The 24553-nt window shown below is 67.0% G+C and carries 22 protein-coding genes and 1 riboswitch; of the genes, 8 read left to right on the top strand and 14 right to left on the bottom strand.

Features of this window, described 5'->3' with window-relative positions:
- Window positions 1–220 precede the first annotated feature (220 nt).
- The 3 genes from mdh to ABIC78_RS04410 form a co-directional block, all read right to left on the bottom strand.
- Entirely contained in the window at window positions 221–1183 is a 963-nt protein-coding gene (gene mdh, locus ABIC78_RS04420; protein ID WP_022675965.1) for a malate dehydrogenase, read from the bottom strand.
- A 387-nt stretch (window positions 1184–1570) separates the two neighbouring features.
- Window positions 1571–1936, bottom strand: a complete 366-nt coding sequence (locus ABIC78_RS04415; protein WP_054130619.1) for a hypothetical protein — start codon at window positions 1934–1936, stop codon at window positions 1571–1573.
- Window positions 1937–2150: 214 nt separating this feature from the next.
- Window positions 2151–3458 carry a cell wall hydrolase gene (locus ABIC78_RS04410; protein WP_354488009.1) on the bottom strand — a complete coding sequence of 436 codons (1308 nt, stop codon included), beginning with the start codon at window positions 3456–3458 and terminating at the stop codon, window positions 2151–2153.
- Window positions 3459–3633: 175 nt separating this feature from the next.
- Window positions 3634–3803, top strand: a riboswitch (cobalamin riboswitch).
- A 123-nt stretch (window positions 3804–3926) separates the two neighbouring features.
- On the opposite strand from ABIC78_RS04410, the gene ABIC78_RS04405 reads away from it, so the two are divergent.
- The 5 genes from ABIC78_RS04405 (at window position 3927) to uvrA (ending at window position 11561) form a co-directional block, all read left to right on the top strand.
- Window positions 3927–5807: a TonB-dependent receptor plug domain-containing protein gene (locus ABIC78_RS04405; RefSeq protein ID WP_231627518.1), complete on the top strand. Its 1881-nt coding sequence runs from the start codon at window positions 3927–3929 to the stop codon at window positions 5805–5807.
- A 33-nt stretch (window positions 5808–5840) separates the two neighbouring features.
- A complete protein-coding gene (locus tag ABIC78_RS04400; RefSeq protein ID WP_054130618.1) occupies window positions 5841–6755 on the top strand; it encodes an ABC transporter substrate-binding protein in 915 nt (304 codons plus the stop codon).
- Window positions 6752–7735 carry a FecCD family ABC transporter permease gene (locus ABIC78_RS04395; RefSeq protein WP_054130617.1) on the top strand — a complete coding sequence of 328 codons (984 nt, stop codon included), beginning with the start codon at window positions 6752–6754 and terminating at the stop codon, window positions 7733–7735. The genes ABIC78_RS04400 and ABIC78_RS04395 overlap by 4 nt, the downstream gene beginning before the upstream one ends.
- A 14-nt stretch (window positions 7736–7749) precedes the next feature.
- Window positions 7750–8487, top strand: coding sequence for an ABC transporter ATP-binding protein (locus ABIC78_RS04390; RefSeq protein ID WP_054130616.1), 738 nt, complete (start codon window positions 7750–7752; stop codon window positions 8485–8487).
- Window positions 8488–8600: 113 nt separating this feature from the next.
- A complete protein-coding gene (uvrA, locus tag ABIC78_RS04385) occupies window positions 8601–11561 on the top strand; it encodes an excinuclease ABC subunit UvrA (RefSeq protein WP_171794710.1) in 2961 nt (986 codons plus the stop codon).
- Window positions 11562–11614: 53 nt separating this feature from the next.
- On the opposite strand, the gene ABIC78_RS04380 is transcribed toward uvrA, so the two are convergent.
- Together ABIC78_RS04380 and ABIC78_RS04375 are read right to left on the bottom strand one after the other, a co-directional pair.
- Entirely contained in the window at window positions 11615–12445 is an 831-nt protein-coding gene (locus tag ABIC78_RS04380) for a 23S rRNA (adenine(2030)-N(6))-methyltransferase RlmJ (protein WP_169041087.1), read from the bottom strand.
- Between the two features lie 118 nt (window positions 12446–12563).
- The gene (locus ABIC78_RS04375) at window positions 12564–14132 is read right to left on the bottom strand and encodes a DHA2 family efflux MFS transporter permease subunit (protein WP_082349711.1); all 1569 of its coding nucleotides are present in this window, start codon (window positions 14130–14132) and stop codon (window positions 12564–12566) included.
- Window positions 14133–14250: 118 nt separating this feature from the next.
- Between ABIC78_RS04375 and ABIC78_RS04370 the strand changes: the two genes are divergently transcribed.
- Window positions 14251–15300 carry a type III polyketide synthase gene (locus tag ABIC78_RS04370; protein ID WP_169041088.1) on the top strand — a complete coding sequence of 350 codons (1050 nt, stop codon included), beginning with the start codon at window positions 14251–14253 and terminating at the stop codon, window positions 15298–15300.
- Entirely contained in the window at window positions 15297–15800 is a 504-nt protein-coding gene (locus ABIC78_RS04365) for an isoprenylcysteine carboxyl methyltransferase family protein (RefSeq protein WP_169041089.1), read from the top strand. The genes ABIC78_RS04370 and ABIC78_RS04365 overlap by 4 nt, the downstream gene beginning before the upstream one ends.
- On the opposite strand, the gene ABIC78_RS04360 is transcribed toward ABIC78_RS04365, so the two are convergent.
- From ABIC78_RS04360 to ABIC78_RS04350, 3 genes are all read right to left on the bottom strand, one after another.
- Entirely contained in the window at window positions 15790–16053 is a 264-nt protein-coding gene (locus ABIC78_RS04360) for a hypothetical protein (protein WP_028657822.1), read from the bottom strand. The genes ABIC78_RS04365 and ABIC78_RS04360 overlap by 11 nt on opposite strands.
- Window positions 16054–16127: 74 nt before the next feature.
- Window positions 16128–16307: an SANT/Myb-like DNA-binding domain-containing protein gene (locus ABIC78_RS04355; protein WP_054130888.1), complete on the bottom strand. Its 180-nt coding sequence runs from the start codon at window positions 16305–16307 to the stop codon at window positions 16128–16130.
- A gap of 706 nt (window positions 16308–17013) precedes the next feature.
- The gene (locus tag ABIC78_RS04350) at window positions 17014–18180 is read right to left on the bottom strand and encodes an aminotransferase class I/II-fold pyridoxal phosphate-dependent enzyme (RefSeq protein ID WP_054130610.1); all 1167 of its coding nucleotides are present in this window, start codon (window positions 18178–18180) and stop codon (window positions 17014–17016) included.
- A gap of 95 nt (window positions 18181–18275) precedes the next feature.
- Between ABIC78_RS04350 and ABIC78_RS04345 the strand changes: the two genes are divergently transcribed.
- On the top strand, window positions 18276–20021 hold the full coding sequence (locus ABIC78_RS04345; RefSeq protein ID WP_054130609.1) for an amidohydrolase: 1746 nt from the start codon (window positions 18276–18278) through the stop codon (window positions 20019–20021).
- A 31-nt stretch (window positions 20022–20052) separates the two neighbouring features.
- Here the strand turns inward: ABIC78_RS04345 and ABIC78_RS04340 are convergent, their stop codons facing one another.
- From ABIC78_RS04340 to ABIC78_RS04315, 6 genes are all read right to left on the bottom strand, one after another.
- Window positions 20053–20598, bottom strand: coding sequence for a hypothetical protein (locus tag ABIC78_RS04340; protein WP_054130608.1), 546 nt, complete (start codon window positions 20596–20598; stop codon window positions 20053–20055).
- Between the two features lie 11 nt (window positions 20599–20609).
- Window positions 20610–21158: a methylamine dehydrogenase light chain gene (locus tag ABIC78_RS04335; protein WP_022676185.1), complete on the bottom strand. Its 549-nt coding sequence runs from the start codon at window positions 21156–21158 to the stop codon at window positions 20610–20612.
- A 37-nt stretch (window positions 21159–21195) separates the two neighbouring features.
- On the bottom strand, window positions 21196–21798 hold the full coding sequence (locus ABIC78_RS04330; protein WP_062786331.1) for a thioredoxin domain-containing protein: 603 nt from the start codon (window positions 21796–21798) through the stop codon (window positions 21196–21198).
- Window positions 21799–21804: 6 nt separating this feature from the next.
- A complete protein-coding gene (locus tag ABIC78_RS04325) occupies window positions 21805–22383 on the bottom strand; it encodes a MauE/DoxX family redox-associated membrane protein (RefSeq protein ID WP_231627517.1) in 579 nt (192 codons plus the stop codon).
- The gene (locus ABIC78_RS04320) at window positions 22380–23582 is read right to left on the bottom strand and encodes an amine dehydrogenase large subunit (protein ID WP_054130606.1); all 1203 of its coding nucleotides are present in this window, start codon (window positions 23580–23582) and stop codon (window positions 22380–22382) included. Before ABIC78_RS04320 ends, ABIC78_RS04325 begins: the two co-directional genes overlap by 4 nt.
- A gap of 178 nt (window positions 23583–23760) precedes the next feature.
- Complete coding sequence (locus tag ABIC78_RS04315) at window positions 23761–24447, bottom strand: TetR/AcrR family transcriptional regulator (protein WP_054130605.1); 687 nt, start codon at window positions 24445–24447, stop codon at window positions 23761–23763.
- Between the last annotated feature and the right edge of the window lie 106 nt (window positions 24448–24553).

Genomic DNA, 24553 nt, shown 5'->3' with positions numbered 1-24553 from the left:
GCATACCGGCGCAGCCTGCCTGTGACTGTCATCGCTTTCCCGCCGCCATGGCCGGACCGGCCGCCCTGCGCATGCCTTGCGCGCAATGGGCCAGGTATCCTTAATGGCGTCTGGTCAGCGCCCTTCGCAAAGGGTCTTATCGCTTTTGCCGGCCTGAAAAACAGCCCGGTAGAAGGTGCCGCGGCCGCCCCGGAAAGGACGGCCGCGAACCATGCTGCCATCAGGCGAGCGAGGGATCGATGCCCTTGCACGCCACCAGCAGTTCCTTGACTGCGTCGACCGAGACCTGGAGGTTGGCCTTGGCGGTTTCATCGAGGTTGATTTCGATGACCTTTTCCACGCCGCCAGCGCCGATTACCACCGGCACGCCAACATAGAGGCCGTCAACGCCATAGGCGCCGTCGACATGGGCGGCGCAGGGCAGGATGCGCTTCTGGTCGTTGAGGTACGCTTCGGCCATGGCGATGCCCGAGGCGGCCGGGGCATAGAACGCCGAACCGGTCTTGAGCAGGCCGACGATTTCGCCGCCGCCCGAACGGGTGCGGGCCACGATCGCGTCGATCTTTTCCTGGGTGGAAGCGCCCATCTTGATCAGGTCGGTGACGGGGATGCCGGCGACGGTGGAATATTCCACGACCGGAACCATGGTGTCGCCGTGGCCGCCGAGCACGAACGAGTTCACGTCGCGCACCGAAACGCCGAATTCCCAGGCGAGGAACGTGCTGAAGCGCGCCGAGTCGAGCACGCCAGCCATGCCGACCACCTTGTTGGCGGGCAGGCCGGAGAATTCGCGCAGCGCCCAGACCATCGCGTCGAGCGGGTTGGTGATGCAGATCACGAAGGCGTCGGGCGCGTTGTCGCGGATGCCTTCGCCGACCGACTTCATCACCTTGAGGTTGATGCCGAGCAGGTCATCGCGGCTCATGCCGGGCTTACGCGCCACGCCAGCCGTCACGATGATGACGTCTGCGCCAGCGATGTCCTTGTAATCGTTGGTGCCGATGATCTTGGCGTCAAAGCCTTCGACCGGGCCGCACTGCGAGAGATCGAGGGCCTTGCCCTGCGGAACGCCTTCCACCACGTCGAACAGGACGATGTCGCCCAGTTCCTTCTGCGCGGCCAGATGCGCCAGAGTGCCACCGATGTTACCCGCGCCGATGAGCGCGATCTTCTTGCGTGCCATGTGCTTTACGGTCCTTTCCCGGAGTCGTCGCGGGACAAGCGTTCAAGCGTTGCCGACTCAAGCCCCCGGATGGAGGTCCCCCCGCGCCCGCGAGACGGGAAGGGTTGCCGGCAAGTGGAGGGGCACGTAGGCCTGCCCGAGAGGGATTGCAACCGCAAAAAACCCCGCATCTGCGGGTTTCTTTGATATCAGTTCGCAATAGCGTTAAGTGGTAAATCTACCGTTCATACGAATGCGACAGGCAAGCCCTTTGCCTCGTTTCAGAACGGTGCGGCCGCCGGGTTTTTCAGGCGTGCCGGCGATGGGCGCAGCCGCAACTGGCTCGGCACGATGGCGCGACGAACCGGGCAGCGTTTGACGAAGCCATCTTGGCTCGCTGCGTGAAATTCATCCGAGCCCGGCAAGTTCCCGGCGCAGGGCAATGGCCTTGCGGCGATCGAGCGTGTGGCACACCTGCGCCCACCAATCCGCCTGTTCCGCGTCCCCCGCCATCGCCGCGCGGGTGGCTGCGCGGGCAGCTTGCCCGGCAGCGGCATGGCCATGACTGGCAAACAGGCGCAGTGCTTCGGCCAGCAGGGCGTCTTCGGCCAGCCGATCAGCGAGGCGCCCGGCCATGGCGCGCACTGGCGAGGGATAGTCCTGGGCTGCCTGGAGCGACCAGGCCGGATTGTCGTTGGCAGGGCGCGGCACGCGGCCGGCGGGCCGACGGAGACAGGGCGAGATCATGCCATAGCGAGGGGCGAAACGCAGCATGCGCGGGTGGTCTCCGTTCTTCATCGCGACACCGAAAGTTCGGCTTTTTTCGTGTTCAAAGCCGTTTTCGGGGTAAACTTCCTGGCGGCTCTGCCGTCCTTCTACGGGGCGTTGCGCTAACAGGGCGTGAGATGAGACGGTAAACGGGACATTGATGTTCCCGCAGACGCGGCCAAGCGTGCCGATGCAGCGCCTGGCCGGGTTCAATCAGCCTTTAGCCATGCGGCTGGGCAATCCATTTTCCGGCGTTTTCATAGGTTTCCCGCGCTTCGGGGCGAACCTGCGGATTGGGCGCGCCGGGCAGGGGCGCTGCCAGTTGCGGTGCGGCGCTGGCCGAGATCGGCCGCTGCGGCGCCTGGCTGGGGCCGTCCATGATGCTCACCGTGGCGCCCAGGGCCGGCGCGCCGGTGTGTTCCAGCGCGCTGATGCGGCCGTCTTCGAAGGCCTTTTCCAGCGTCACCGGATCGGCCACGTCGGCCGCGGCCGGCACCCAGCTGCGCGGATGGGGCGCGGCCAGCGGCTCGCCACCGCGATAGCTGGCGTTGAAGGCGGCGGGCTGGCCGGCCGATCCGGCCCAGCGATAGAAGCGATGCGCCCCGATCGTGCCGATGAAGGCCAGCTTGTCTGACCATAGCGGATGGACCGCGCTGGTATGGTAATGCGTCGCCAGGCCCACCGGGGCAAACACGTTGCCCGCCAGGGCATCGGCTGCCACGCGCCGGGCGCGGTCCCAGAACTGTTGCACCGGGCGGCGCGCCATCGCGCCGTCGCAGGCAAAGCTGAACTGGCAACCGGCGCGTTCCGAGCCCTGGAACACCACGCCGCACACGGTCTTGGGAAAGGCGGGATGCGCCACGCGGTTGAGCACGACCTGCGCCACTGCGCGCTGCCCGGCATCGGGTTCGGACGCGGCTTCGTAATAGATCGCGGTGGTCAGGCATTGCAGCGCGCGCCAGCGGTCTTCGCCGCTGCCGGTGGCAAACAGTGGCCGCGCTGCTGGATTGGCAGACCAGGGCGCGGTGGTGGTGCCATCATCGGCATCGCTGCGGATTGCGGCCACCTGCCGGTCCCAGGCACGGGCGGCGTCCTGCGGGGCAAGCAGGCCGCTGTCTTGCGCCGAAACATAGTAGAACGCCGAGCCGGGAAAGCTTTCGCCCGCCCGCTCGAAAGGTTGCAGCCCGCCGTTGCGATCCTGCGCTGCGGCGGCATCGCTGCCGGGCGAACCCCAGCCGATCGCGCCGAGCACCAGGCCTAGCGCGCCGATCGCGGCAATACCGGCGGCCCGCTCGGCCAGGCGCGAGGGCGCGCGATGCTGGTGGCGCCACGAGGTCATGTCGCGGCGGCGGATGCGTGCGGCAAAATCGCGGGGGCGCACCGGCGGCAGCGTAAGCGCCGCGATCAGCGCGCCATCGGCCTGCCGCTGCCCGGCTAGGGCGACGCGCTCTTCCGGCCCCGGCGGCGGCATCAGCGCCTCGGGCGGAAGGGTGGGCGTGGCGCCGGTGAAGGGAATCGGGTCTGGCATAGGGCGTGAAACAGGGCAGGCTTGGTCTGCGCCATGGTGCGTTACGCGTTGCACTGCAACCATGCACGGCAGGAATCGTCCTCGTCCCGATAAGGCACAGGCTGCTACGGGTTGGTTAATCATGGCTGCGGGCTTGCCCCTTGGTGCAGGTGTCGCTATCCGCCCGGGCTGACGCCACCGGTGCCCGCAACCACGCGGGCTAAGAGGGAAGCCGGAACCAGCCGGCGCTGCCCCCGCAACTGTTTCCGGACGAGCGCCGCGCCCTTGCGCGCCACTGGCCCCTTGGCGGGCTGGGAAGGCCGGCGTGTCGCGTTGACTTCGGATGAGCCAGGAAACCTGCCGGTGTGTGGTCGTTCCGCGGCCGGGCGGGGTGTACCGGGCGCAAGCGTGACGAGTCTTCCGCCAGGGCCCGGCGGACCCTCGCGCCATGGACGGCAAGACTGTCCATGGGCCGGGAGGAAAAGAACCGTGAAGACATCGCTTGTTGCACTGGCCACCGCCGTGATGCTGGCCACCCCTGCCTATGCCGATGAAGCCCCCGCCAGCGATGGCGCGCAGATCACTGTATTGGCCACCGGCAACGACCTGTCGCTCGACCAGACCGGCCAGGCCATCACCGTGTTGCCGTTGCAGACGATCGAGGCGGTGCAGGGCGTTGACCTGACCCGCGTGCTCGATCGCGTGCCGGGCCTGACCTGGTCGCGCACCGGGGGTCTGGGTGCGCAAACCGCCGTGCGCCTGCGCGGCGGGGAAGGGCAGCACACCCTGGTGCTGGTCGATGGCGTGCGCGTGGAAGATCCCTCGGCGCCATCGGGCGGGTTTGACTTCGGCACGCTGACGAGCGGCGGGATCGAGCGGATCGAAGTGCTGCGCGGCTCCAACTCGGTGGTCTGGGGCAGCTCTGCCATTGGCGGGGTGATCGCGGTTACCACGCGCGAGATCGACGGCGTCGAAGCCTCGGCCGAGGCCGGCTCGCGCCGCAGCTATGATGCCGATGCTGTCGCCGGCGTGAAGCGCGACCGCTATGCCTTCTCGATCGATGGTGGCTATGCCACCACCGATGGAGTTTCGGCCGCTGCCAGCGGGACCGAGCGCGATGGCTATGACCAGTGGCGCGTGGGCGGCAAGGCGCGGGTCAACCTCACCGAAACGCTGTCGCTGGTCGCCAATGCCCGCTATGCCGATGGCAAGACCCAGATCGATGGCTATCCCGCGCCCGATTATGTCTTTGCCGATACCCCGGAATACACCACCACGCGGCAGTTCTTCGGCCGCGCCGGGCTGCACTATGCCGGCGGTCCGCTGACGCTCGATGCCGGCTATGCCCTGTCCGACACGCGCCGCCGCTATTACACCGGCGGGGCCGACAACGCGTTCGAATATGGCTACAACGGCCGCAGCGAGCGGGTGGAATTGAACGGCCGCTATAGCCTGCCTGCTGATTTCGCGATCGATTTCGGGGCGGATCGCGAATGGACCCGGTTCGACAGCACCTATGACACGCGCCAGAACGCGCATCTGACCAGCGGCCATGCCATGCTCGGCTGGTACACCGCCAAGGCGAGCCTGGCCGCCGGCGTGCGCTATGACGAACAGAGCCAGTTCGGCAGCAATGTCAGCCTGGGGGCCAACGGCACGGTGGAAGTGGTGCGCGGGCTGCGCCTCAATGCCAGCTATGGCGAAGGCTTCCGCGCGCCCACGCTCTATCAGCTGCTCTCGCCCGATTACGGCAATGCCGCGCTCGCTCCCGAACGCAGCCGCAGCTATGACCTGGGCGTGGTCTATGCCAGCCAGGATGGCGGCTTCCATGCCGGCGTCACGCTGTTCCGCCGCGATACCCGCAACCTCATCGCCTATGTCTCGTGCTTCATGGCGCAAACCGCGCTGTGCCAGGGCCATACCTATGGCGTCTATGACAACGTCGGCAAGGCGCGCGCGCAAGGCGTCGAGCTCGATGTGGGCGCCGCGCTCAGCAGCCAGGTCAAGGGCACGATCGCCTATGCCTATACCGAGGCGACCGACCGCACGCCTGGCGCCGCCACGTTCGGCAACGACCTGGCGCGCCGCCCGCGCCACGCGCTGACCACCTCGCTCGATTGGACCACGCCCTGGGCCGGCCTGGCCCTGGCCGCAGACCTGCGCTTCCAGTCGGAAAGTTTTGACAACGCGGCCAATTCGATCAAGTTGGCGGGCGGTAGCGTCACCACCGTGCGCGCCAGTTTGCCGATCCTTCATCAGGCCGAACTTTTCGGCCGGGTGGAAAACGTGTTCGATCGGCCGCTGGTGACGGCAGCGGGCTATGGCGCGCTGGGTCGTTCCGTGTTCGGTGGCGTTCGCCTGCGGTACTGATGGCGTTGCGCCGGTTGGAGGAATGGCTTTGCCGTGAGCGGCCGCATCGTGCCTGACTTTGCCTTGCTCTGCCGGCGCATGGGGCGCGGTGCCGTGGTGCTGGCGCTGATGCTGGGCGGGTGCGCGCAGGTGGCTCCCGCCGATCCGCAGGCCACCGATCGTCTGCCCCGGATCGTGTCGCTCAACCCTTGCAGCGATGCGATCCTGGCAGAAGTGGCCGATCCCGCGCAGATCCTGGCGCTGTCTTCCTACAGCCGCGATCCGGCACAAACCTCGATGGACGTGGCGCAGGCCATGCGCTTTGCCACCACCGATGGCGCGGTAGAAAGCGTGCTGGCGCTGCATCCCGATCTGGTGGTGACCAGCACTTATGCCGATCCGGCCACGCTGGCGGCGTTGCGCGGGCTGGGCCTGCGCGTGGAAACGGTGGGCATTGCCGAATCGCTCGATGCCGCGCGCGCCCAGGTGCGCAGCCTGGCCGGCTGGGCCGGGCAGCCGGCGCGCGGCGCCGCGCTGATCGCGCGGATCGACCGCGCAGTCGCCGCCGCGGCGCCGCCGCCGGGCACGGCGCCGATCACGGCCGTGCTGTGGGAACCGGGCGGCCTGGTGCCGGGCCAGAATACCCTGGCATCAGACCTGATGATGCGTGCCGGCTTTGCCAATTTCAGTGCGCAACGCGGCCTGGGCCAATCCGAACGCCTGTCGCTGGAGCGCATGCTGGCCGATCCGCCGCGCGTGATCATGGCCGTGGGCACCCCGCGCGGCACCCTGGCCGATCAGGCCGCGCCGCAGGAAGACCGCCTGCTGTTCCATCCCGCGCTGGCGGCGCTGCGCCACACCGCGCGCGTGCCGATTTCCCCCAACCTGATCTATTGCGGCGGCCCAACCATTCCCCGGTTCCTGAACCGCATGGTGGCGGTGCGCCAAGAGCTGGAAGCGATGCCATGAACCGTGCTGCCTTGCCCCTGGTGCTGGGTGGCTTGCTGCTCGTGCTGTTTCCGCTGTGCCTGCTGGCCGGGCAGGTGTGGATCAATCCGTTCGATCCGGCCGGTGCCAATGCCACGGTGATCCTGGCGCAACTGCGCCTGCCGCGCGCGGTGCTGGCGGTGATCGTCGGGGCCGGACTGGGCGCGGCGGGTGCGGCGATGCAGGGCTATCTGCGCAATCCCCTGGCCGATCCCGGCCTGTTCGGGGTGGCGCCGCTCGCCGCGCTAGGTGCGGTGCTGTCGCTGTTTACCGGCTTTGCGGTGCAGCCTTTCGCGCTGCCGGCGATGGCCCTGGCGGGCGCCGCTGGGGGCATGGTGCTGCTGGCACTGATCGCGTCGGGACCGCGCACGGGCCTGGCCGGGGGCGTGGCGCTGTTCACGCTGGCCGGCATGATGCTGTCCAGCCTGGCTGGCGCATTGACCAGCCTGGCGATCAGCCTGGCGCCCAATCCCTTTGCCCTGACCGAGATTGTCACCTGGCTGATGGGCGCGCTGACCGATCGCAGCTGGCACGATGTGGCGCTGGCCGCGCCGCTCACCGCGCTGGGGCTGGTGCTGCTGTGGCGTGCCGGGCCGGCGCTCGATGCCTTGACCCTGGGCGAGCTGGCGGCCCGCTCGATGGGCCTCGATCCGGCGGCCTTGCGCGGATTGATGGTGGTAGGCGTGGGCCTGGTGGTGGGGGCCGGGGTTTCGGCGGCCGGGGTCATCGGCTTTGTCGGGCTGATGGTGCCGCATATCGTGCGCCCGTTCACCGATCGCCGCCCATCCAGCCTGCTGCTGCCCAGCGCGTTGGCGGGGGCGCTGTTGCTGCTGCTCGCCGATACGCTGTGCCGCTGCCTGCCGCTGGCGGGGGGTGAGCTGCGCCTGGGCATCGCGCTCAGCCTGCTGGGCGCGCCGTTCTTCCTGCATCTTCTGCTGCGCCTGCGGCGCGGCCTGGCTTGAGAGGCACCGGGGCCATGGATCTTGTTACCGATGCCGTCACCATGGTGGGCCGCCTGCGCGATGTGCGCGTGGGGCTGTCGCCAGGACGCCTGACCGCGATTTGCGGGCCGAACGGAGCAGGCAAGTCCACGCTGCTTTCGGCGCTTGCTGGCCTGGAAGAGCCCGATGGCGGGCACGTGTCTTTGGGGCAGCATCGCCTGGCCGAACTGACGGCGCGCGAACGCGCCATTGCCATCGGCTATCTGCCGCAAGCGGGCGAGGTGGCGTGGAACGTGACGGTGGAAACGCTGGTGCGGCTCGGCCGCCTGCCGCACCGCACACCGCTGCGGATCGACGCGGCCGCAACCATGGCAGCCTTGCAGGCGCTTGACCTTACCGGCCTTGCCGGGCGCGAGGTGGGCACGCTGTCGGGCGGGGAGCGGGCACGCGCGCTGCTGGCGCGGGTCCTGGCCGGGCAGCCGCGCTGGATTCTGGCGGACGAGCCGCTGGCTGCGCTCGACCTGGCGCACCAGCAGGCGCTGCTCGCCCATTTTCGCCGTCTGGCGGGGCAAGGCGTGGGCGTGGTGGTCGTGCTGCACGATCTGGCCCTGGCGATGAACCATGCCGATCACGTCATCGTGCTCGACCGTGGCACCGTGGCCGCCAATGGCGCGCCGCACCTGGCGCTGGCCGAAGGCGTGCTAGCCGGGGTCTGGGGCGTCAAGGCACGCTGGGTGGGCGATGGGCGCACCCGCGCGCTTGCGATCGGCTGATCGGCTCCCCACATCAGGGGTCAATCGCCCTTGCCCACCGAGCCATCTTGCGCAGTTCTTGCTGCGCTGCGACAGGCTTGCGTGAATCGAACAAATCTGGAACATTGCCCTTCATGTCGACCGCCCCCACACGTGCGCCCGGTGCCGCTCGCTCCGCGCTGACCACCCTTTCCGTGCGCGGCGCGCGCGAGCACAACCTGAAGGGGATCGATGTCGATCTGCCGCGTGACAGCCTGGTGGTGATCACCGGCCTGTCCGGTTCGGGCAAGTCCAGCCTGGCGTTCGACACGATCTATGCCGAAGGGCAGCGGCGCTATGTCGAATCGCTGTCGGCCTATGCGCGCCAGTTCCTGGAAATGATGCAGAAGCCCGATGTGGAGCACATCGACGGCCTCTCGCCGGCCATTTCGATCGAGCAGAAGACCACCAGCCGCAACCCCCGCTCCACCGTGGCGACGGTCACCGAAATCTATGACTATATGCGCCTGCTCTGGGCGCGGATCGGCGTGCCCTATTCGCCGGCCACCGGCCTGCCGATCAGCGCGCAGACCGTCAGCCAGATGGTCGATCGCGTGATGGCCCTGCCCGAGGGCACGCGCGCCTATCTGCTGGCGCCGGTGGTGCGCGGCCGCAAGGGCGAATACCGCAAGGAACTCGCCGAGTGGCAGAAGGCGGGCTATACCCGCGTGCGCATCGATGGTGAGCTTTACGCGATCGAAGACGCCCCCGCGCTCGACAAGAAGTACAAGCACGATATCGAGGTGGTGGTCGATCGCATCGCGGTGAAGGACGGCATCCAGACACGCCTGGCCGACAGTTTCGAGCAGGCGCTCAAGCTGGCTGACGGGCTGGTCTTCATCGACCTGGCCGATACGACCGTGGCTGAATTGAATGGCGAGGCGGCGCCGGAAAAGGCCAAGAAGGGCACAGCTAAAGGCCAGCTCAAGGGCGCCGGCTTGCCCGACAACCGCATTGTCCTGTCGGAAAAGTTTGCCTGCCCGGTCTCGGGCTTCACGCTCGATGCGCTCGAACCTCGGCTGTTCTCGTTCAACGCGCCGCAGGGGGCGTGCCCGGCCTGCGACGGGCTGGGCGAAAAGCTGCTGTTCGACCCGCAACTGGTGGTGCCCAACGAGCATTTGAGCCTCAAGCAGGGCGCGATCGTGCCCTGGGCCAAGTCCAACCCGCCCAGCCCCTATTACATGCAGGTGCTGGCCAGCCTGGCTGATCATTTCGGCTTCAACCTCGATACCCCGTGGGACAAGCTGCCCGGCGAGGTGAAGATCGTGATCCTGCATGGCACGGCGGGCAAGGCCGTGCCGCTGACCTTCATCGACGGCAAGAAGAGCTACACCGTTTCCAAGGCGTTCGAAGGCGTGATCGGCAATCTCAATCGCCGCATGTTGCAAACCGAAAGCGCCTGGATGCGCGAGGAACTGGGCAAGTTCCAGACCGCGCAACCCTGCGAAACCTGCAACGGCGCGCGGTTGAAGCCCGAGGCGTTGAGCGTGAAGGTAGCGGGCAACGACATTTCCGCCAGCACGCGCCTGTCGGTCAGCGATGCACTGGAATGGTTCGCCACGCTCGATGGCAAGCTGACCAGCCAGCAGAGCCAGATTGCCAAGGCGATCCTCAAGGAAATCAACGAACGCCTCGGCTTCCTCAACAATGTCGGGCTCGATTACCTCAACCTCGATCGCACCTCGGGCACGCTGTCGGGCGGGGAATCGCAGCGTATTCGCCTGGCCAGCCAGATTGGTTCGGGCCTGTCGGGTGTGCTCTACGTGCTCGACGAACCCTCGATCGGCCTGCACCAGCGCGACAACGACCGCCTGCTCGAAACCTTGAAGCGGCTGCGCGACCTGGGCAACACGGTGATCGTGGTGGAGCATGACGAGGACGCGATCCGCGCGGCGGACTATGTCGTCGATCTCGGGCCCGGCGCGGGTGTCCACGGCGGCGAGATCGTTGCCCAGGGCACGCTCGACGATATCCTCGCCAATCCCGACAGCCTGACCGGGCAATACCTGACCGGCGCACGCCGGATCGAGGTGCCCAAGAAGCGCCGCAAGGGCAATGGCCTGTCCCTGGTGGTGGAAGGCGCGCGGGCCAACAATCTCAAGAACGTGACGGCCAAGATTCCGCTCGGCACGTTCTGCTGCGTCACCGGCGTGTCGGGCTCGGGCAAGTCCAGCCTGACCATCGATACGCTGCAAGCGGGCGCCTCGCGCGTACTCAATGGCGCGCGCGTGGTGGCCGGCGCGCATGACGCCATCAAGGGCCTGGAACATTGCGACAAGGTGATCGAGATCGACCAGTCGCCGATCGGCCGCACCCCGCGTTCCAACCCGGCGACCTATACCGGTTCGTTCACCCTGATCCGTGACTGGTTTGCCGGCCTGCCCGAAGCGCAGGCGCGCGGCTACAAGGCCGGGCGGTTCAGCTTCAACGTCAAGGGCGGACGCTGCGAGGCGTGCCAGGGCGATGGCCTGATCAAGATCGAGATGCACTTCCTGCCCGACGTTTACGTGACGTGCGAGGAATGCGGCGGCAAGCGCTACAACCGCGAGACGCTGGAGGTGAAGTTCAAGGGCCACTCGATCGCCGACGTGCTCGACATGACGATCGAAGACGCGGTGGAGTTCTTCAAGGCCGTGCCCCCGATTCGCGATCGCATGGCTATGCTGGGCGAAGTGGGCCTGGGCTATGTCAAGGTGGGGCAGCAGGCCACCACGCTATCGGGCGGCGAAGCGCAGCGCGTGAAGCTGGCCAAGGAACTGGCCCGCCGCTCCACCGGCAAGACGCTCTACATCCTCGATGAGCCCACCACGGGCCTGCACTTCGAAGACGTGCGCAAGCTGCTGGAAGTGCTCCACCGCCTGGTGGAGCAGGGCAACAGCGTGGTGGTGATCGAACACAATCTGGATGTGATCAAGACCGCCGACTGGATCATCGACATGGGCCCCGAAGGCGGCGTGCGCGGCGGCGAAGTGGTGGCCGTGGGCACGCCGGAACAGGTCGCCAAGAACAAGGCGAGCTTCACCGGCCACTATCTGGCGCCGTTGCTCAAGCGATGAGCGCCAAGCCCCTCGCCGCCGTGCGGGGAGGGGCTACGCCGCAGGCCGCCCGATCACGCGCCCAGCCAGGCGGTGGCAAGCTCGCCCCGGTGCCCCTCTGGCGCCAGCGCGGCGCGCAGCGCTTCGAGCATGGGCGGCAGTGCCTGGGTAAAGGCGTAGGGCGGGTTGACGATGAACAGCCCGGCGCCGTTGTAGATGCCCGGCTGGTCGGCATCATAGAGCCAATGTTCGATGGTCAGCAGTTTCGGGATGCGCAGCTTGCGCAGCTGTTCTTTCCACCGGACATGCGCGGCGCGGTCCTTGAGCGGGTACCAGATCACCGTCACGCCATGGGCCCATTTGCGATGGGCTGCGGCAAGCGTCGTGACGATCCGCGCGCGTTCGTCGGTCTGTTCATAGGGCGGATCGACCACCACCAGCCCACGCGCCGTGCGTGGCGGCACCATCGCCAGCCATAGCTCATAGGCATCACGCTGATGCACGGCGGCGGGCGTATCGCGCATTGCGCCGCGCAGGGCATAGGCATCGTCGGGGTGTTTTTCGTTCAGGATCAGCAGATCCTGCGGCCGCAGTAGCTGCGCCAGAAACCGTGGCGAACCGGGATAGAGCTGTGGCTCGGCGCCCTCGTTCACGGCCTGCACGGCGGCGCGATAGTCGTCCAGCAGGGGGTTCTGGTCGGCAAAGGCCCGCATCACACCCTGCGTCGCTTCGCCGGTGCGCTGGGCCGCATCGCCGCGCAGGTCGTAAATCCCGCAGCCGGCATGGGTGTCGATCAGGGTCAGCGCGCCGTCTTTTTGCTGCAAGGCCCGCACCAGCGCGATCAGCAGGGCATGCTTGACGACATCGGCGCTGTTGCCCGCATGGAAGGAATGGCGGTAATTCATGCTGCTTCAAAATCCTGACGGTCTGCCGAGATGCGGGCACGCGGGCTGGCACGCCCTGGCCGCACCGCTGCGACAGCGCCCTTAGCCTGCGACGTCACTCTTCACCAGACCAGCCGTGTCAGTCGCGCAGCGCCGCGTCCCGGCGCACGAACCACAGCGCCAGGACCGCGAGCGCGACCAGCACGCCGCATAGCAGCCACGCGGCATTGACGGCGGGAACGAGCGCGGCCTTTTCCACCAGGGGCCGCACCATCTCGGTGGTGAAATCGTCGAGCGGTTGGCCGCGCTGTTCCAGGAAAGCGTCGCGCGGAATGCCGATGCGCACGGCGGTGGCTACGTCGCCGGCGCGCAACTGGTCGGCGATGTGGTTGCCGGCGGTGGCGGCGCGGCTGAAGATCGTGGTGTCGATCAACGCCAGGCCAACCGCACCGCCCAGATTGCGCATCATGTTGAACAGCCCACTGGCATCGGCCACGAGCCGATCGGGCAGCCGCCCCAATGCCATGCGGGTTGGCGGCAGCAGGCAGAACATGATGGCGGCGCCACGCACGATCTGGGGCAGAATCATCGCCTGAAAATCGGTCTGCTCAGTCTGCCTGGTGCTGAGCAGCAGGCCGATGGCGAACAGCACGAAGCCGAAACCGGTGAGCAGGCGCGGGTCCATCCGGCGTTCGGCATAGACGGCGATCGGCGCGACCAGCAGCTGGGTGCAGCCGGTTACCAGCATGATCTCGCCAATGCGCAGCGGGCCGTGTTCGCGCACCAGGCCGAGGAAGAAGGGCATGAGATAGGTGGAGCCGAACAGCCCGAAGCCGAGCACGAAGCTGAGCAGGCAGCCGATGGTGAAGTTGCGATCGGCAAAGCAGCGCAGTTCCACCAGCGGGGCAGAGGATGTCACCGTGCGCCAGACAAAGCCGATCGCGCTGATGCCCGACGCGCAAAGCAGCGCGACCACGCGCAGGTCTGCCCAGCCGCGCGACGGCGCGTCCTTGAGGCCGAGTTGCAGCGCCACCAGCGCGGCGGCGAGCAGCACCAGCGCCAGCGCGTCTATCGGCCGGCCAGCCTGGCGGCCGGTCTGCTTGCCGCGCAGGAACAGCAACACCCCCAGGCTGGCAACGATGCCGGGCACGATGTTGACGCGAAACAGCCAGTGCCAGGAATAGGACTGGGTGATCCACCCGCCCACGATCGGGCCGATGGTGGGCGCCAGCACCGCCGCCACGCCGGCGATCGTGGTGGCAAGGCCCTGGCTGCGCGGCGGAAACAGCAGGAACACGGCGGCGAACACCGCCGGGATCAGCGTTCCCCCGGCAAAACCCTGGACCACGCGCCAGGCGATCAGCTGGGCAAAGCCGCTACTGGCCGCGCACCCTGCCGATGCCAGTGTGAACAGGCAGGCCGCTGCCACGAACAGCCAGCGCATGCCGAGCCGCGCGGTAAGAAACCCGGTCAACGGGATCGCGACGATTTCGGCGGTGAGATAGGCGGTCTGCACCCACACCATGCGATCGGGCGCGATGCCGATCGCCGCCTGGATGGCGGGCAGCGAAGTGGCGACGATCTGAATATCGAGGATGGCCATGAACATGCCCAGGCACATCAGGATAAAGCCTATCCATTCGCGATAGCTTGCGCCGTCTCTTTCGCCTAGGCTCGGGGCGTCCGTGCCAACCATGCGTCCAGCCATCGATTCTCCTGTGCGAAATCGCCCTTGTCCTATCGCAGGCAAGGAACTCGCTCTCGTCAAAATCGTTTCGGGCTGCACCTTTTTCACCGGTTCGCCGGTCTTGCAGGCGATACCGTAGATGCTGCCCGTTTCAATTCTCTCGCTTGCCACCCAAACTCCCCCGAATATCCTGCCCCAGGAAGAGGCGATCGCCACGGCGCGTACGCTCATTGGCGGGCATTTCGCCGATTTCGAGCGGCTGGCTGCGGTCTATACCAACGCTGGCGTCCACACCCGCCAACTGGCGCGGCCGGTGGCCTGGTATCGCCAGGAACGCAGCTTTGCCGAACGCAGCGCGGTCTATCTCGAGGTGGCGCTCGATCTGTGGGTCGCGGCGGCCGAACGGGCCTTGGCCGAGGCCGATCTGCGTGCCGACCAGGTGGATACGATCGTGACGGTATCGTCCACCGGCATCGCCACGCCCAGCCTTGAGGCGCGGGCCATGGCGCACGTGCCGTTCCGCACCGATGTGGTGCGCGTGCCGGTGTTCGGCCTGGGCTGCGCCGGGGGCACCACCGGGCTGGGCCTGGCCAGCAAGCTGGCCCGCGCCGCGCCGGGATCGCATGTGCTGTTCGTGACGGTGGAACTGTGCAGCATGGCCTTGCGCACCGACCGGGCGGACAAGGCCGATATCGTGTCGACCGCGCTGTTCGGCGATGGCGCGGCGGCCTGCGTGCTGCGCAGCGGCGAGGGCGGCTTTGCGCAGATTACCGCCAGCGCCGAAAAGACCTGGCCCGATACGCTCGACATCATGGGCTGGCAGGCAGAGCCAACCGGCCTGGGCGTCGTGCTCAATCGGGCCATTCCCGCCTTTGCCCGGCAGGAAATGCGCCAGGCGATGGAGGAGATGCTTGCCCCGCAAGGCTTGCGGATCGAGGACGTTGACCGCTTCATCTGCCATCCCGGTGGAGCCAAGGTGGTCGATGCATTGGAAAGCGCCCTTGCTCTGAACCAGGGCGCACTGGTCAAGGAGCGCGAGGTTTTGCGGGATCACGGCAATATGTCTGCACCAACGGTGCTGTTCGTGCTGGATCGCTATCGGCAAGAGGGGCTGCCGCCGCTTTGCGTGATGAGCGCGCTGGGGCCGGGGTTTACCGCGTCGTCGCTCACGCTGCGGTGTGCGGCATGAACGCGGCCTATGCCATCATGGCCTTTGTCACGCTGCAACGCCTGAGCGAGCTGGTGATCGCGCGGCGCAACACCGCGCGGCTGATGGCGGCCGGGGCGCGCGAAGTGGGCGCCAATCACTATCCGGTGATGGTTGCCATGCACACCGCATGGCTGGCGGTCTTGTGGTTCACGGTGGGTGACCGCCCGATCTTTCTGCCGCTGCTGGCGGTATTTGCCGTGCTGCAGCTGATGCGGGTGTGGGTGCTGGCCACGCTGGGCCCGCGCTGGACCACGCGCATTATCGTCACGCGTGACGCACCGCTGGTAAAGCGTGGGCCGTTCCGTTTCGTGCGCCACCCCAACTATATGGTGGTGACCGCCGAAATCGCGGTGTTGCCGTTAACGTTTGGCCTGGTGTGGGTGGCGCTGCTGTTTACCGTGCTCAACGCCGCCATGCTGACGGTGCGGATCAGGGCGGAGAACAGCGCGCTCTACGGCAACGCCGGAATCAGCGCTTAGCGGCCGCCTGGCGTTCTGCGCGGATGCGCAGCATCGCGGCGTGGCACACGGGGGAAGTCTCATTGATCTTGGCGATCATGCAGGCTTCCACCTTCTTGCGGCTCAACGATTTCATCTCGGCCGGGCACAGCCGCCGCGCTTCCTGCACGCAGGCCTTCTTGCCGGGATCAGCCTCGGCCAAAGCGGGCGTCTGGCTCATGCCGATCAGCATGGCACCAAGACCCAGAATAACGCTGGCAGCACGTGCATTCATGAACGGTTTCCTTGCAAACAGGGTGCGGTTGCGACGGCCCACCGTATTGATTGGACTGCCTGAACCCAAGCTTGTCAACGCAGCTTGGCAATGCTCAGGCCATCGGCCTTGGCCCGGTCCTTGACCGATTCCTCGGTGCGGGTGAGCGCCTTGGCAATGGATTTGAGGCCCATGCCCTTTTTGGCGAGGGTGTGAAGCTTCTGGAGTTCAGCAGGAGTCCAGGGCTGGCGATGACGTTCGAACTTTTCGGCCATGGCCGCGCGGTAGGGCATGGCGGCGCCGCTGTCCAAGGAAACGGCAAGCCAGATAAAACGGGGGCCGGCATCGCTGCCGGCCCCCAATGCGCCTGTGGCCGATTGATTCGGCGTTGTGTTCGGCCAGAGCCAACGGGCTGCGGGCGGGGGCCGTTCAGGGCACGAAGCCCCTGGGCCGTCGGCGGCATCTGGCAAGGCCAGGCGGCGCCAAAGCTCCCGTGCGTGGTCCGTATCGCCCGCTCGGGGAAGAGCGAGGCCCGACCTGCTGCGCAACGCCGCTTGCGGGCGGCATCACGGGCGTGGCCTTTGCCTCGAAGCACCGCTCCCACGCGCGCCGATCATGAACGCACGGGACGGACCCCGCCGGGGCAAAGGACAGGCATATGGTGGTTGCGAAACAGTTCCAGGCCGCGTGTCCAGACACCAGCCAAGGCGGAATTGCTGCGCACAAAACCATTGCCGCAAGCCCCCTCGCGGGCGCCGTCACACCCGCTCACCATGCCGTGAAGGCACGAGCGGACATGGCCGGTGTTCCGTTTGGCAAAAGGCTTGCACTTCAAGAAAATAGCGCCGTAAATCATCGGCTTGTACCAGCTGATCGGCGGCACGTTTTCCTGTCGATAAAGGGATGCTGCGCCTGTCTTTCGAGTCGCGCAAGAGGGAATTTTGCGGATGGTTTGACAGGCGGGACGAGCGGTTCAACCTGTCACAAACCATCGCGCCACGCGGCGAGCTTTCCCACGGCGGCGCGCAGCATGGGCGGCGGCTTGCAGTGGCACAGCCGCACGATATGGCGCGGCGCGGGCGGGCCTTCCCACAGCGCGGAAAGCGGAATGGTTGCCACGCCCGCTTCGGCGACGGCGCGCGTGGCGAAGGTGCGATCATCCAGGGGCACGCCGCTCTGCGCCAGATCGATGCACGAAAACCAGGTGGCGCTGCCGGGCAGGGTGGCAAAGCCATGGTGGGCCAGCGCTTCCAGCAGCGCCTGGCGCGATGCCGCCCAATCGGCCACCTGGGCATCGATCAGCGCATCATCGGTCAGCCCTTCTGCCACGGCCCATTGCAGCATCGGCGGCGTGGTAAACGTCAGGAACTGGTGCGCGCGCGCAACCACCGTGGCCAGTGCCGGATCGGCCACGAGCCAGCCCACCTTCCACCCCGTGGCGCCAAAGATCTTGCCGGCCGATCCCACCTTGATCGTGCGCGCGGCCATGCCCGGCTCTGCCATCAGCGAGGCATGGCGCAGGCCATCGAACCGCACCACCTCCCACACCTCGTCACAGATGGCGATCAGGTTGGCGGAAACGCAGAGCTGCGCCAGCGCCGTCCGCTCTGCCGCGCTGGTCACCGTACCGGTGGGATTGAGCGGATCGTTGAGGATCAGCGCGCGGGTGCGCGGCGTGATCGCGGCGCGCAGCGCATCGATCGGCATGGCCCAATCGGGCGGCGCCAGGCCCACGAACACCGGCACCCCGCCAGCGCGGCGCACCAGCGGGGCATAGGCGTCATAGGCCGGCGCCAGCACGAGCACCTGGTCTCCGGCGCGGACAGTGGCAAGGATCGCCGCTGCCACCGCCTCCGTCGCGCCCGACGTAACGATGGCATGCTCGCGGCCCAGGGCCAGGCCCTGCCGCCGGGCATAGAACGCGGCGACCGCATCGCGCAGTTCGGGCACGCCGGCCATCGGGGGATATTGCTGCGATCGTTCCGCCATGGCCCGCGCGGCGGCTTGCGCCAGGGCGAGCGGCGGCGGGCCATCGGGAAAGCCCTGGCCGAGGTTGATCGCGCCATGCTCCCGCGCGAGGGCCGACATCGCCTCGAAAATCGTGGTGGGCATGGTGGCATAGAGCGGGTTCAGCGGAGGCGCGGTCATCCAGCGATCTTAGGCACCCGATGCGCCGACGCAAAGCCCGTTGCACTGAGATCACAATTTGCTAGCCTCTTTCAGGCGAACCGGGGGGCAAGGCAATGCGCAAGGCTTGGCAGGCAGGCGTGGCGGGATTGGCACTGGTGCTGTGCGGCGCCAGTGGGGCGCAGGCGCGCCAGATGGCAGACCTGATCCTGCACAATGGCCAGGTGCTGACGGTGGACAAGCGTTTTGCCGTGGCGTCGGCTGTGGTGGTGCGCGGCGATCGTATTGTTGCGGTGGGCGGGGAAGGGCTGCTCAAGCGCTTTGCGGCGCGCGATGTGGTCGATCTCAAAGGCCGCACCCTGATGCCCGGCTTCATCGATACGCATCTGCATCCCGCGCCGATCAAGCCCAGCGACATTGCCGTGGCCAGCGCCACCAGCATGGCACAGGTGCAGGCCATGCTGCGCGACAAGGCCCGCGCGCTGGGGCCAGGGCAATGGATCACCGGCTATGGCTGGCAGGAAGCCAACCTGGCGGAAAAGCGCAACATAACCCGTGCCGATCTCGATGCGGCCGTGCCTGACAATCCCGTGCTGCTGGTGCGCGCCGGATCGCATTCGGCCGTGGCCAACAGCCTGGCGCTGAAGCTGGCAGGGATCGACCGCAACACGCCCGATCCCGCCGGTGGGCTGATCGAGCATGATGCCAGTGGCGAGCCCAACGGTATCATCCGCGAAAGCTATGGCGCGGTGCTGCGCCTGATCCCCCAGCCCGGCTGGGACGTGATGAAGCCGGCAACGGTCACCTGGCTCCGCTCCATCCTGGCGCTGGGCATAACCAGTTTCCACGATGCCAGCGGATCGATCGACGACGAGCCCTATGGTGCGGGCGGCCCGGCGCCCGGCGAGCAGGGGCTGGACCTGCTGGGCGCGGGAATGACCTTTCGCCGCGCGCGCGAACTCTATGCGGAAATGGGTGACCGCCTGCCGCGCGTGACCATGTACATCAGCTATCCCGGCGCCGCGCGGCTCAAGGCCTTCCCGCATCACACCGGTTATGGTGACAATCATGTGCGCCTGGGCGCGATTGGCGAGAACGCGGTGGACGGCGGCTTTACCGGCCCCACCGCGTGGCTGCTGGCCGATTACAAGGGGCAGCCTGGCTTTCGCGGCAAGGGCCGCTTCACCGACGCGCAGCTTCAGGAGATGGTCGATACCGCGGCCGCGGCCGGCTGGCAGATGGGCCTCCACTGCATTGGCGACGCGGCCATCGTGCAGACCGTCAATGCCTATGACATGGCGCTCAAACGCCTGGCGGCGCAGGGCAAGATGCCGGCTGACCACCGCTGGTTCACCGATCATTTTACGATCATGCCGCCCGATGCCACGATGCAGACTATGGCGCGCGACAAGGTGATGATCGCCCAGCAGCCCAATTTTCTCTACAACCTGGAAGACCGCTACACCCAGGTGCTGGACGATTGGCGTCTGGCGCATAACAATGCGGTGGCCACGCCGGTAAAGAAATTCGGCCTGTTCATGGCCTTTGGTAGCGACAACCTGCCGGTGGGGCCGCTCGTCGGCCTCTATGCCGCGATCACCCGCAAGGGGCCCAGCGGCGTGGTGCACGGCGCGGAAGAAGCCGTTTCACGTGCCGAGGCGATTCGCATGTACACCGCCAATGGCGCCTATCTGTCTTGGGAAGAAAGTCAGAAGGGCACGCTGGAACCCGGCAAGCTGGCCGACATGATCGTGCTGCCGTTCGATCCGCTGACCGCGCCACCCGAAGCCCTGCTCAAGGGCAAGGTGGATATGACGTTCGTGGGTGGCAAGCTGGTCTACGACAGCCGCCTGCGTCGCTGACGGGCATCGGCCCTGCGCCGATCGGCGCGAGTCAGTGCGCCGTCGCGGGATTGTAGCCAGGATAGAGCAGCTTGATATCCTGCGGGGCATGGCACTGCTTTACCGCAGTCGTGGCATGGCGCAGCCGCTCTGCGGTGAGCGAGGCGTTGGACAGCGCATGCTGGCGCTCGCGGCCCACTTCATCGGCGGTAAACGGACGGGTGCCGGCCGGCACGCTATGCCCGCCCAGCACGAAGACCACATAGTTCATCAGATCGGCCAGCTCGGCATTGTCGCGGATGCGGCTGTGCGCGACGTTGGGCAGGCGCAGCAGATAGGCACGGCTATCGGGCGTGCACATGAACCAGCCGACGCGGCCCAGCAGTTCGGGCAGTTGCGCCGGCACCGTGCTGCCGTTCACGCCGTGGCAGCCGCCGCAATTCTCGATATAATCCACCCGCGCCTGGTTGGGATCTTCCATCACCGGTTGCGCTAGAGCGGGGGCGGGCGCGGCATCGTGCGCGGCGCTCAGCCGCGTGGCGAGGCTGGCGCTGAGCAATGCCGTGGCCGCCAGCAGGGAAAGACGCGCGATCTTCATGGCCGCTGCGCTCAGGCCGCGCCGACCAGCACGGCGGTGGAGCAGTGGTATTCCATGCTCTGCGTACCGAAGCACCAGATGATATCGTTGTTGAGCTGCGGCACATAGATCTGCGTTTCGCGGTCGGCATTGTCGCAATTGCACTTGTTGCAATAGGATTTACCGCAGCAATCGCGATAGGCGATCAGGTACGACTTGCCGTCTTCGGGATTGACGCAGGTGCCCACCCACGACACCGGCGAGGGTTCGGCCCCGGCCGGGCAGGTGTGTACCCCGCCGCCGCAGCAGGTGCACAGCGCGCCGTCGATCGCGCAATAGCGCCAGTAATCGCACTTGGTATTGTCAGTTACCTGCGCGCCACGGGCAAAGGTGGTCTTCGCCTCTGGCCCGCGATCGGGCTTGGCCGGCGCGGCATTGGCGCGGCTGACCGGCAGCACGGGGAATAGCGGCGCGGCTACCAGTGCGGTGCCGAGCCGGGCCAGAATGCCCCGGCGCGACGTGCCGCCGGCAAAGCGCCGCAAGACCTTTTCGCCCAGGCTGTCAGCATCGAAATGGATCATGATCGTTGCCCCTAGAACTCTTCTCGTAGCGTTTGCGTCAGGCCACCGCGCCATGCATGCGGGCGACATAGTCCTGCACCGAGTGAACCCCCATTTCGTGGGCAATCACCAGGCTTTCGAGGTGCTCGCGGCTGTTGACCAGCCCCTTGGACAGGACCACGCCCTGGTCATCGAGCAGCACGGCAAAGGGCAGCTTGCCCACGGCAAAGGCCTGGCCCACTTCCGGCCCATTGACGAAGGGATAGGCTTCCAGGCCATGGCGGGCGATCATCTCGCGCTGAGCGTCCACCGTATCGTCGCCCACGAAGGTCAGCGCCACGCGCTCGTCGCGGGCGAAGGACTTGGCCATGGGGATCAGGTTCTTGCACAGCGGGCAAGAGGCCGAAACGAACATCAGCAGGCGCAGCGGCGTGCCCGGGGCCGCGCCGCCCACGCTGATCGCCGCGCCATCGAGCGTGTGGCTGGCCACGGCCTGGCTGGCCGCACCCACCGCCGGGCCGCCCGCCGTGGTCAGCGCGCCGGCCGGGGCCACGCGCATGTGCAGCACGCCCACCTGGCGGGCCAGGGCCAGCAGCGCCACCACCAGCAGTGCGATGATCACCCAGGAAATGCCTTGTGAAACGATCAGAGCCGTCATCATCGCCCGCTACCCTTTTCGCGCCGGGGCCAGCGGAGAACCCGCCAGGGCCACGATCGCATTGAACAATTGCACCAACAGAAACAGCACGATTCCCCCAGCCGCGCCCAGCAGCCAGGCCTGCCCCGGCAGTGGCGCCGTGGCCAAGGCCGGCAGCAGCAGCGCGGCTAGCACCACGTTGCGCATGACCAGCGGCCAGGCCAGCGGCTGGCGCAGCGCGGCATGGCCGCAGCCGCAATCGATATGCCCACGCCCGCGCCGCAGGTTGACCGCCATGGCCCAGGCGAAAATGCCCAGCAGCAGCGCGGCAACGGCGGCTGCTGGCGGCGTCATCAGGCCAGACAGCAGCCAAGCGCCCAGGATCAGTTCTGCCACGGGTAGGGCGCTGGCCACAGGCGCCACCAGGGCCGGCGGCAAGAGGCGGTAATTGGCGATCACGCCGGGTAGCAAAACCCGATGGCGCAGCTTGCCCGCTGCCGCAGTAAGGAACACCAGCCCCACGCCCACCGTGGCAATGCGCCCGGTCAGCGCCACGGCCATCAGGCCGATCGCCGCAGAGGCCGCATCCGGGGCGCCGAGCGCGATCACTGCGGCTGCGCCACCGTGATCACACCATTGCCGGCATGATCCAGCTTCCACGCCTGCTTGCCGGTGGCCAGGTCATAGACGTAGACCGTCTCGTCCTCGCCAGCAAAGACCAGGTGGGGGGCGGCTTCCTGCGTCACGGCAATCATGCGCGGTTCGCCGGGCACGGCCATGCGCTTGACCACCTTGTGGCTGGCCAGGTCGAGCTGCCACACTTCGCTCGCGCCGGCTTTGTGCGACCAGAACTCGCCCATGTGCATCAGGATATAGACCTGGCCGGTGGCGCGGTGCAGGGCCATCTGTTGCACCCCGCCCGGATACCAGTTGACCTGGTTGGGCGCGGCCGATCCGGCCGGCACGCCGGCGGCTTCCTGCAAAGAGAACGGCGCGGCAATCACCGGCTTGGCCCCCAGCGTAGCGGTATAGACCTTGCCGGTATAGCTCAGCATCACGATCTGGTTGTGCCCGCGATCGACTTCGAAATTGTCGAAGATCGGATCGTCGGTGGCGGAAAAGAACGGATCGCTGCGGGTGATCTGGCTTTTCCCGCCGGCCAGGCTCAACGTGGCGAGCGAGCCATCGGAGCACAGCGCCGACAGGCCCACGCCGGGCACCGGAACCAGGCTGGCGCAGCCGGGCAGTTCCACCGTCTTGACGAACTTGCGCGCCGTCAGATCGATCACGTTGACCGACGAGGCCGGGCTCATGTTGTAGACATAGCCGAACTTGCCATCGGGGCTGACCACGAAATTGTTCATCCGGCCGCCCACCAGCAGCCGGCCCGGCATGGCAATATCTGCCTGAAGCTTGAGATCGACGCTGTCGAACACCGAGACATAGTCCTGCCGCGTTCCGCGCAGGCCCTTGGTCCACAAGGTGGACGACACGTAATAGAACTTGCCCGCAGGATCGAGCGCCAGGTCGGTCAACTGCGGGGTTTCGACGTGGCCGATCAGCTTGCCACTGACGGTATCGTAGATGACCGAGGAATTGGACGTGAACCCGCCGTTGATGAAGAACCAGCTGGTCTTGGGCGGCGTCAACTGCGCCACGTCAGACTGTTCGGGTTCCACCGACGCGATCGGTGCGGCGACCGGGGCCGCCATGGCCGACGGCGCCAGCGCCCCAGGCAGGCCGCCGGCCAGCGCCACGGCCAGTGTTGCAGTTGCGAGAAAACGCCCCTTGATGGCAGCAAACGTCATCGTGGCCGGCCCCTGTTCGAATGTGACAGCCCGTGGTGATCGCGGCATTGGCAAGGGCGCGAAGGACCGGGTGTTTGCCCGAGTCCGGCATGCCCCCACATGCCATTGCGATCACAAGTTTTGACGAATGTCCTATTTCAGTCAAGCGACATTCGCAGGTGCCGCAAAACTTTTCTCGCTATCTGGCATCACATGGATCGCGGGTGGGCATGCCCAGCCCGGCAATGTCGTCCGGGGTGATGGTACAGGCCAGTTCCACCAGCGCCTTGCCGGCGATTGCGATGAACGCCGGCATGCGATCGGCCCAGGGCTTGCGATAGCCGAGAAAGGGTGTCGCCCCTTCCATCGAGGCGCTGATGTAGAGCGCCACGGTCTGGGTTTCGGCCGCAGACAGCGCGGGGTTCAGCGCGCTGACATATTCGCAGATAACCCCGTGGACGCGGGCATAGAACTGCGCCACCCGCTCTGCCACCACGGCGTTGTGGTTGGCCATGGCCCACAGTTCGGTAAACAGGCGCGTGGTGCGCATGCCGGCAATATCTTCCAGGCACAGCGCGATCACCCGGCGCAGCCGCTCCTGCGCGGTAAGGCCGGGCTGGCGCACCTCGTTATCGAGTACCTTGTCATAGCTTTCCAGCATGTCGTCGAGCATGAGCTGGACCAGCATTTCCTTGCGCGGGAAATGATAGCTGACATTGCCCACCTTCATCCCGCATTCGGCGGCGATACGGCGCACGGTGAACTGCGCGGCGCCTTCCTCGATCAGCACCTTGTGCGCGGCCTTGACGATGGCTTCGGCCGTGGCCGCGCCACGGGCATAGCCACCGGGACGCGGGGTGGTGATGGCACGGTCTGCTGGTGTCATTCCCGCCAGGCTACCACGGGCAGAGCGAAACGGCCAGTTGTCCGTGGCAGCTGCGCCGGCAGATAAAACGACCCCCGCCGCGCCGGGGCGCGACGGGGGCAAGGGT

Source organism: Novosphingobium sp. 1529 (assembly GCF_040544855.1).
In the GTDB taxonomy this organism is placed as follows: Bacteria; Pseudomonadota; Alphaproteobacteria; order Sphingomonadales; family Sphingomonadaceae; genus Novosphingobium; species Novosphingobium capsulatum.
Note: the sequence above shows the minus strand (reverse complement) of the source record. Positions and strands in the feature narration are given on the sequence as shown.

Bases quoted from the DNA above. Each gene is read 5' to 3' on its own strand.
- mdh (WP_022675965.1), bottom strand. From the start codon at position 1,183: ATGGCACGCAAGAAGATCGCGCTCATCGGCGCGGGTAACATCGGTGGC.
- ABIC78_RS04415 (WP_054130619.1), bottom strand. From the start codon at position 1,936: ATGCTGCGTTTCGCCCCTCGCTATGGCATGATCTCGCCCTGTCTCCGT.
- ABIC78_RS04410 (WP_354488009.1), bottom strand. From the start codon at position 3,458: ATGCCAGACCCGATTCCCTTCACCGGCGCCACGCCCACCCTTCCGCCC.
- ABIC78_RS04395 (WP_054130617.1), top strand. From the start codon at position 6,752: ATGAACCGTGCTGCCTTGCCCCTGGTGCTGGGTGGCTTGCTGCTCGTG.
- ABIC78_RS04390 (WP_054130616.1), top strand. From the start codon at position 7,750: ATGGATCTTGTTACCGATGCCGTCACCATGGTGGGCCGCCTGCGCGAT.
- uvrA (WP_171794710.1), top strand. From the start codon at position 8,601: ATGTCGACCGCCCCCACACGTGCGCCCGGTGCCGCTCGCTCCGCGCTG.
- ABIC78_RS04380 (WP_169041087.1), bottom strand. From the start codon at position 12,445: ATGAATTACCGCCATTCCTTCCATGCGGGCAACAGCGCCGATGTCGTC.
- ABIC78_RS04375 (WP_082349711.1), bottom strand. From the start codon at position 14,132: ATGGCTGGACGCATGGTTGGCACGGACGCCCCGAGCCTAGGCGAAAGA.
- ABIC78_RS04370 (WP_169041088.1), top strand. From the start codon at position 14,251: ATGCTGCCCGTTTCAATTCTCTCGCTTGCCACCCAAACTCCCCCGAAT.
- ABIC78_RS04365 (WP_169041089.1), top strand. From the start codon at position 15,297: ATGAACGCGGCCTATGCCATCATGGCCTTTGTCACGCTGCAACGCCTG.
- ABIC78_RS04360 (WP_028657822.1), bottom strand. From the start codon at position 16,053: ATGAATGCACGTGCTGCCAGCGTTATTCTGGGTCTTGGTGCCATGCTG.
- ABIC78_RS04355 (WP_054130888.1), bottom strand. From the start codon at position 16,307: ATGGCCGAAAAGTTCGAACGTCATCGCCAGCCCTGGACTCCTGCTGAA.
- ABIC78_RS04350 (WP_054130610.1), bottom strand. From the start codon at position 18,180: ATGACCGCGCCTCCGCTGAACCCGCTCTATGCCACCATGCCCACCACG.
- ABIC78_RS04345 (WP_054130609.1), top strand. From the start codon at position 18,276: ATGCGCAAGGCTTGGCAGGCAGGCGTGGCGGGATTGGCACTGGTGCTG.
- ABIC78_RS04340 (WP_054130608.1), bottom strand. From the start codon at position 20,598: ATGAAGATCGCGCGTCTTTCCCTGCTGGCGGCCACGGCATTGCTCAGC.
- ABIC78_RS04335 (WP_022676185.1), bottom strand. From the start codon at position 21,158: ATGATCCATTTCGATGCTGACAGCCTGGGCGAAAAGGTCTTGCGGCGC.
- ABIC78_RS04330 (WP_062786331.1), bottom strand. From the start codon at position 21,798: ATGATGACGGCTCTGATCGTTTCACAAGGCATTTCCTGGGTGATCATC.
- ABIC78_RS04320 (WP_054130606.1), bottom strand. From the start codon at position 23,582: ATGACGTTTGCTGCCATCAAGGGGCGTTTTCTCGCAACTGCAACACTG.
- ABIC78_RS04315 (WP_054130605.1), bottom strand. From the start codon at position 24,447: ATGACACCAGCAGACCGTGCCATCACCACCCCGCGTCCCGGTGGCTAT.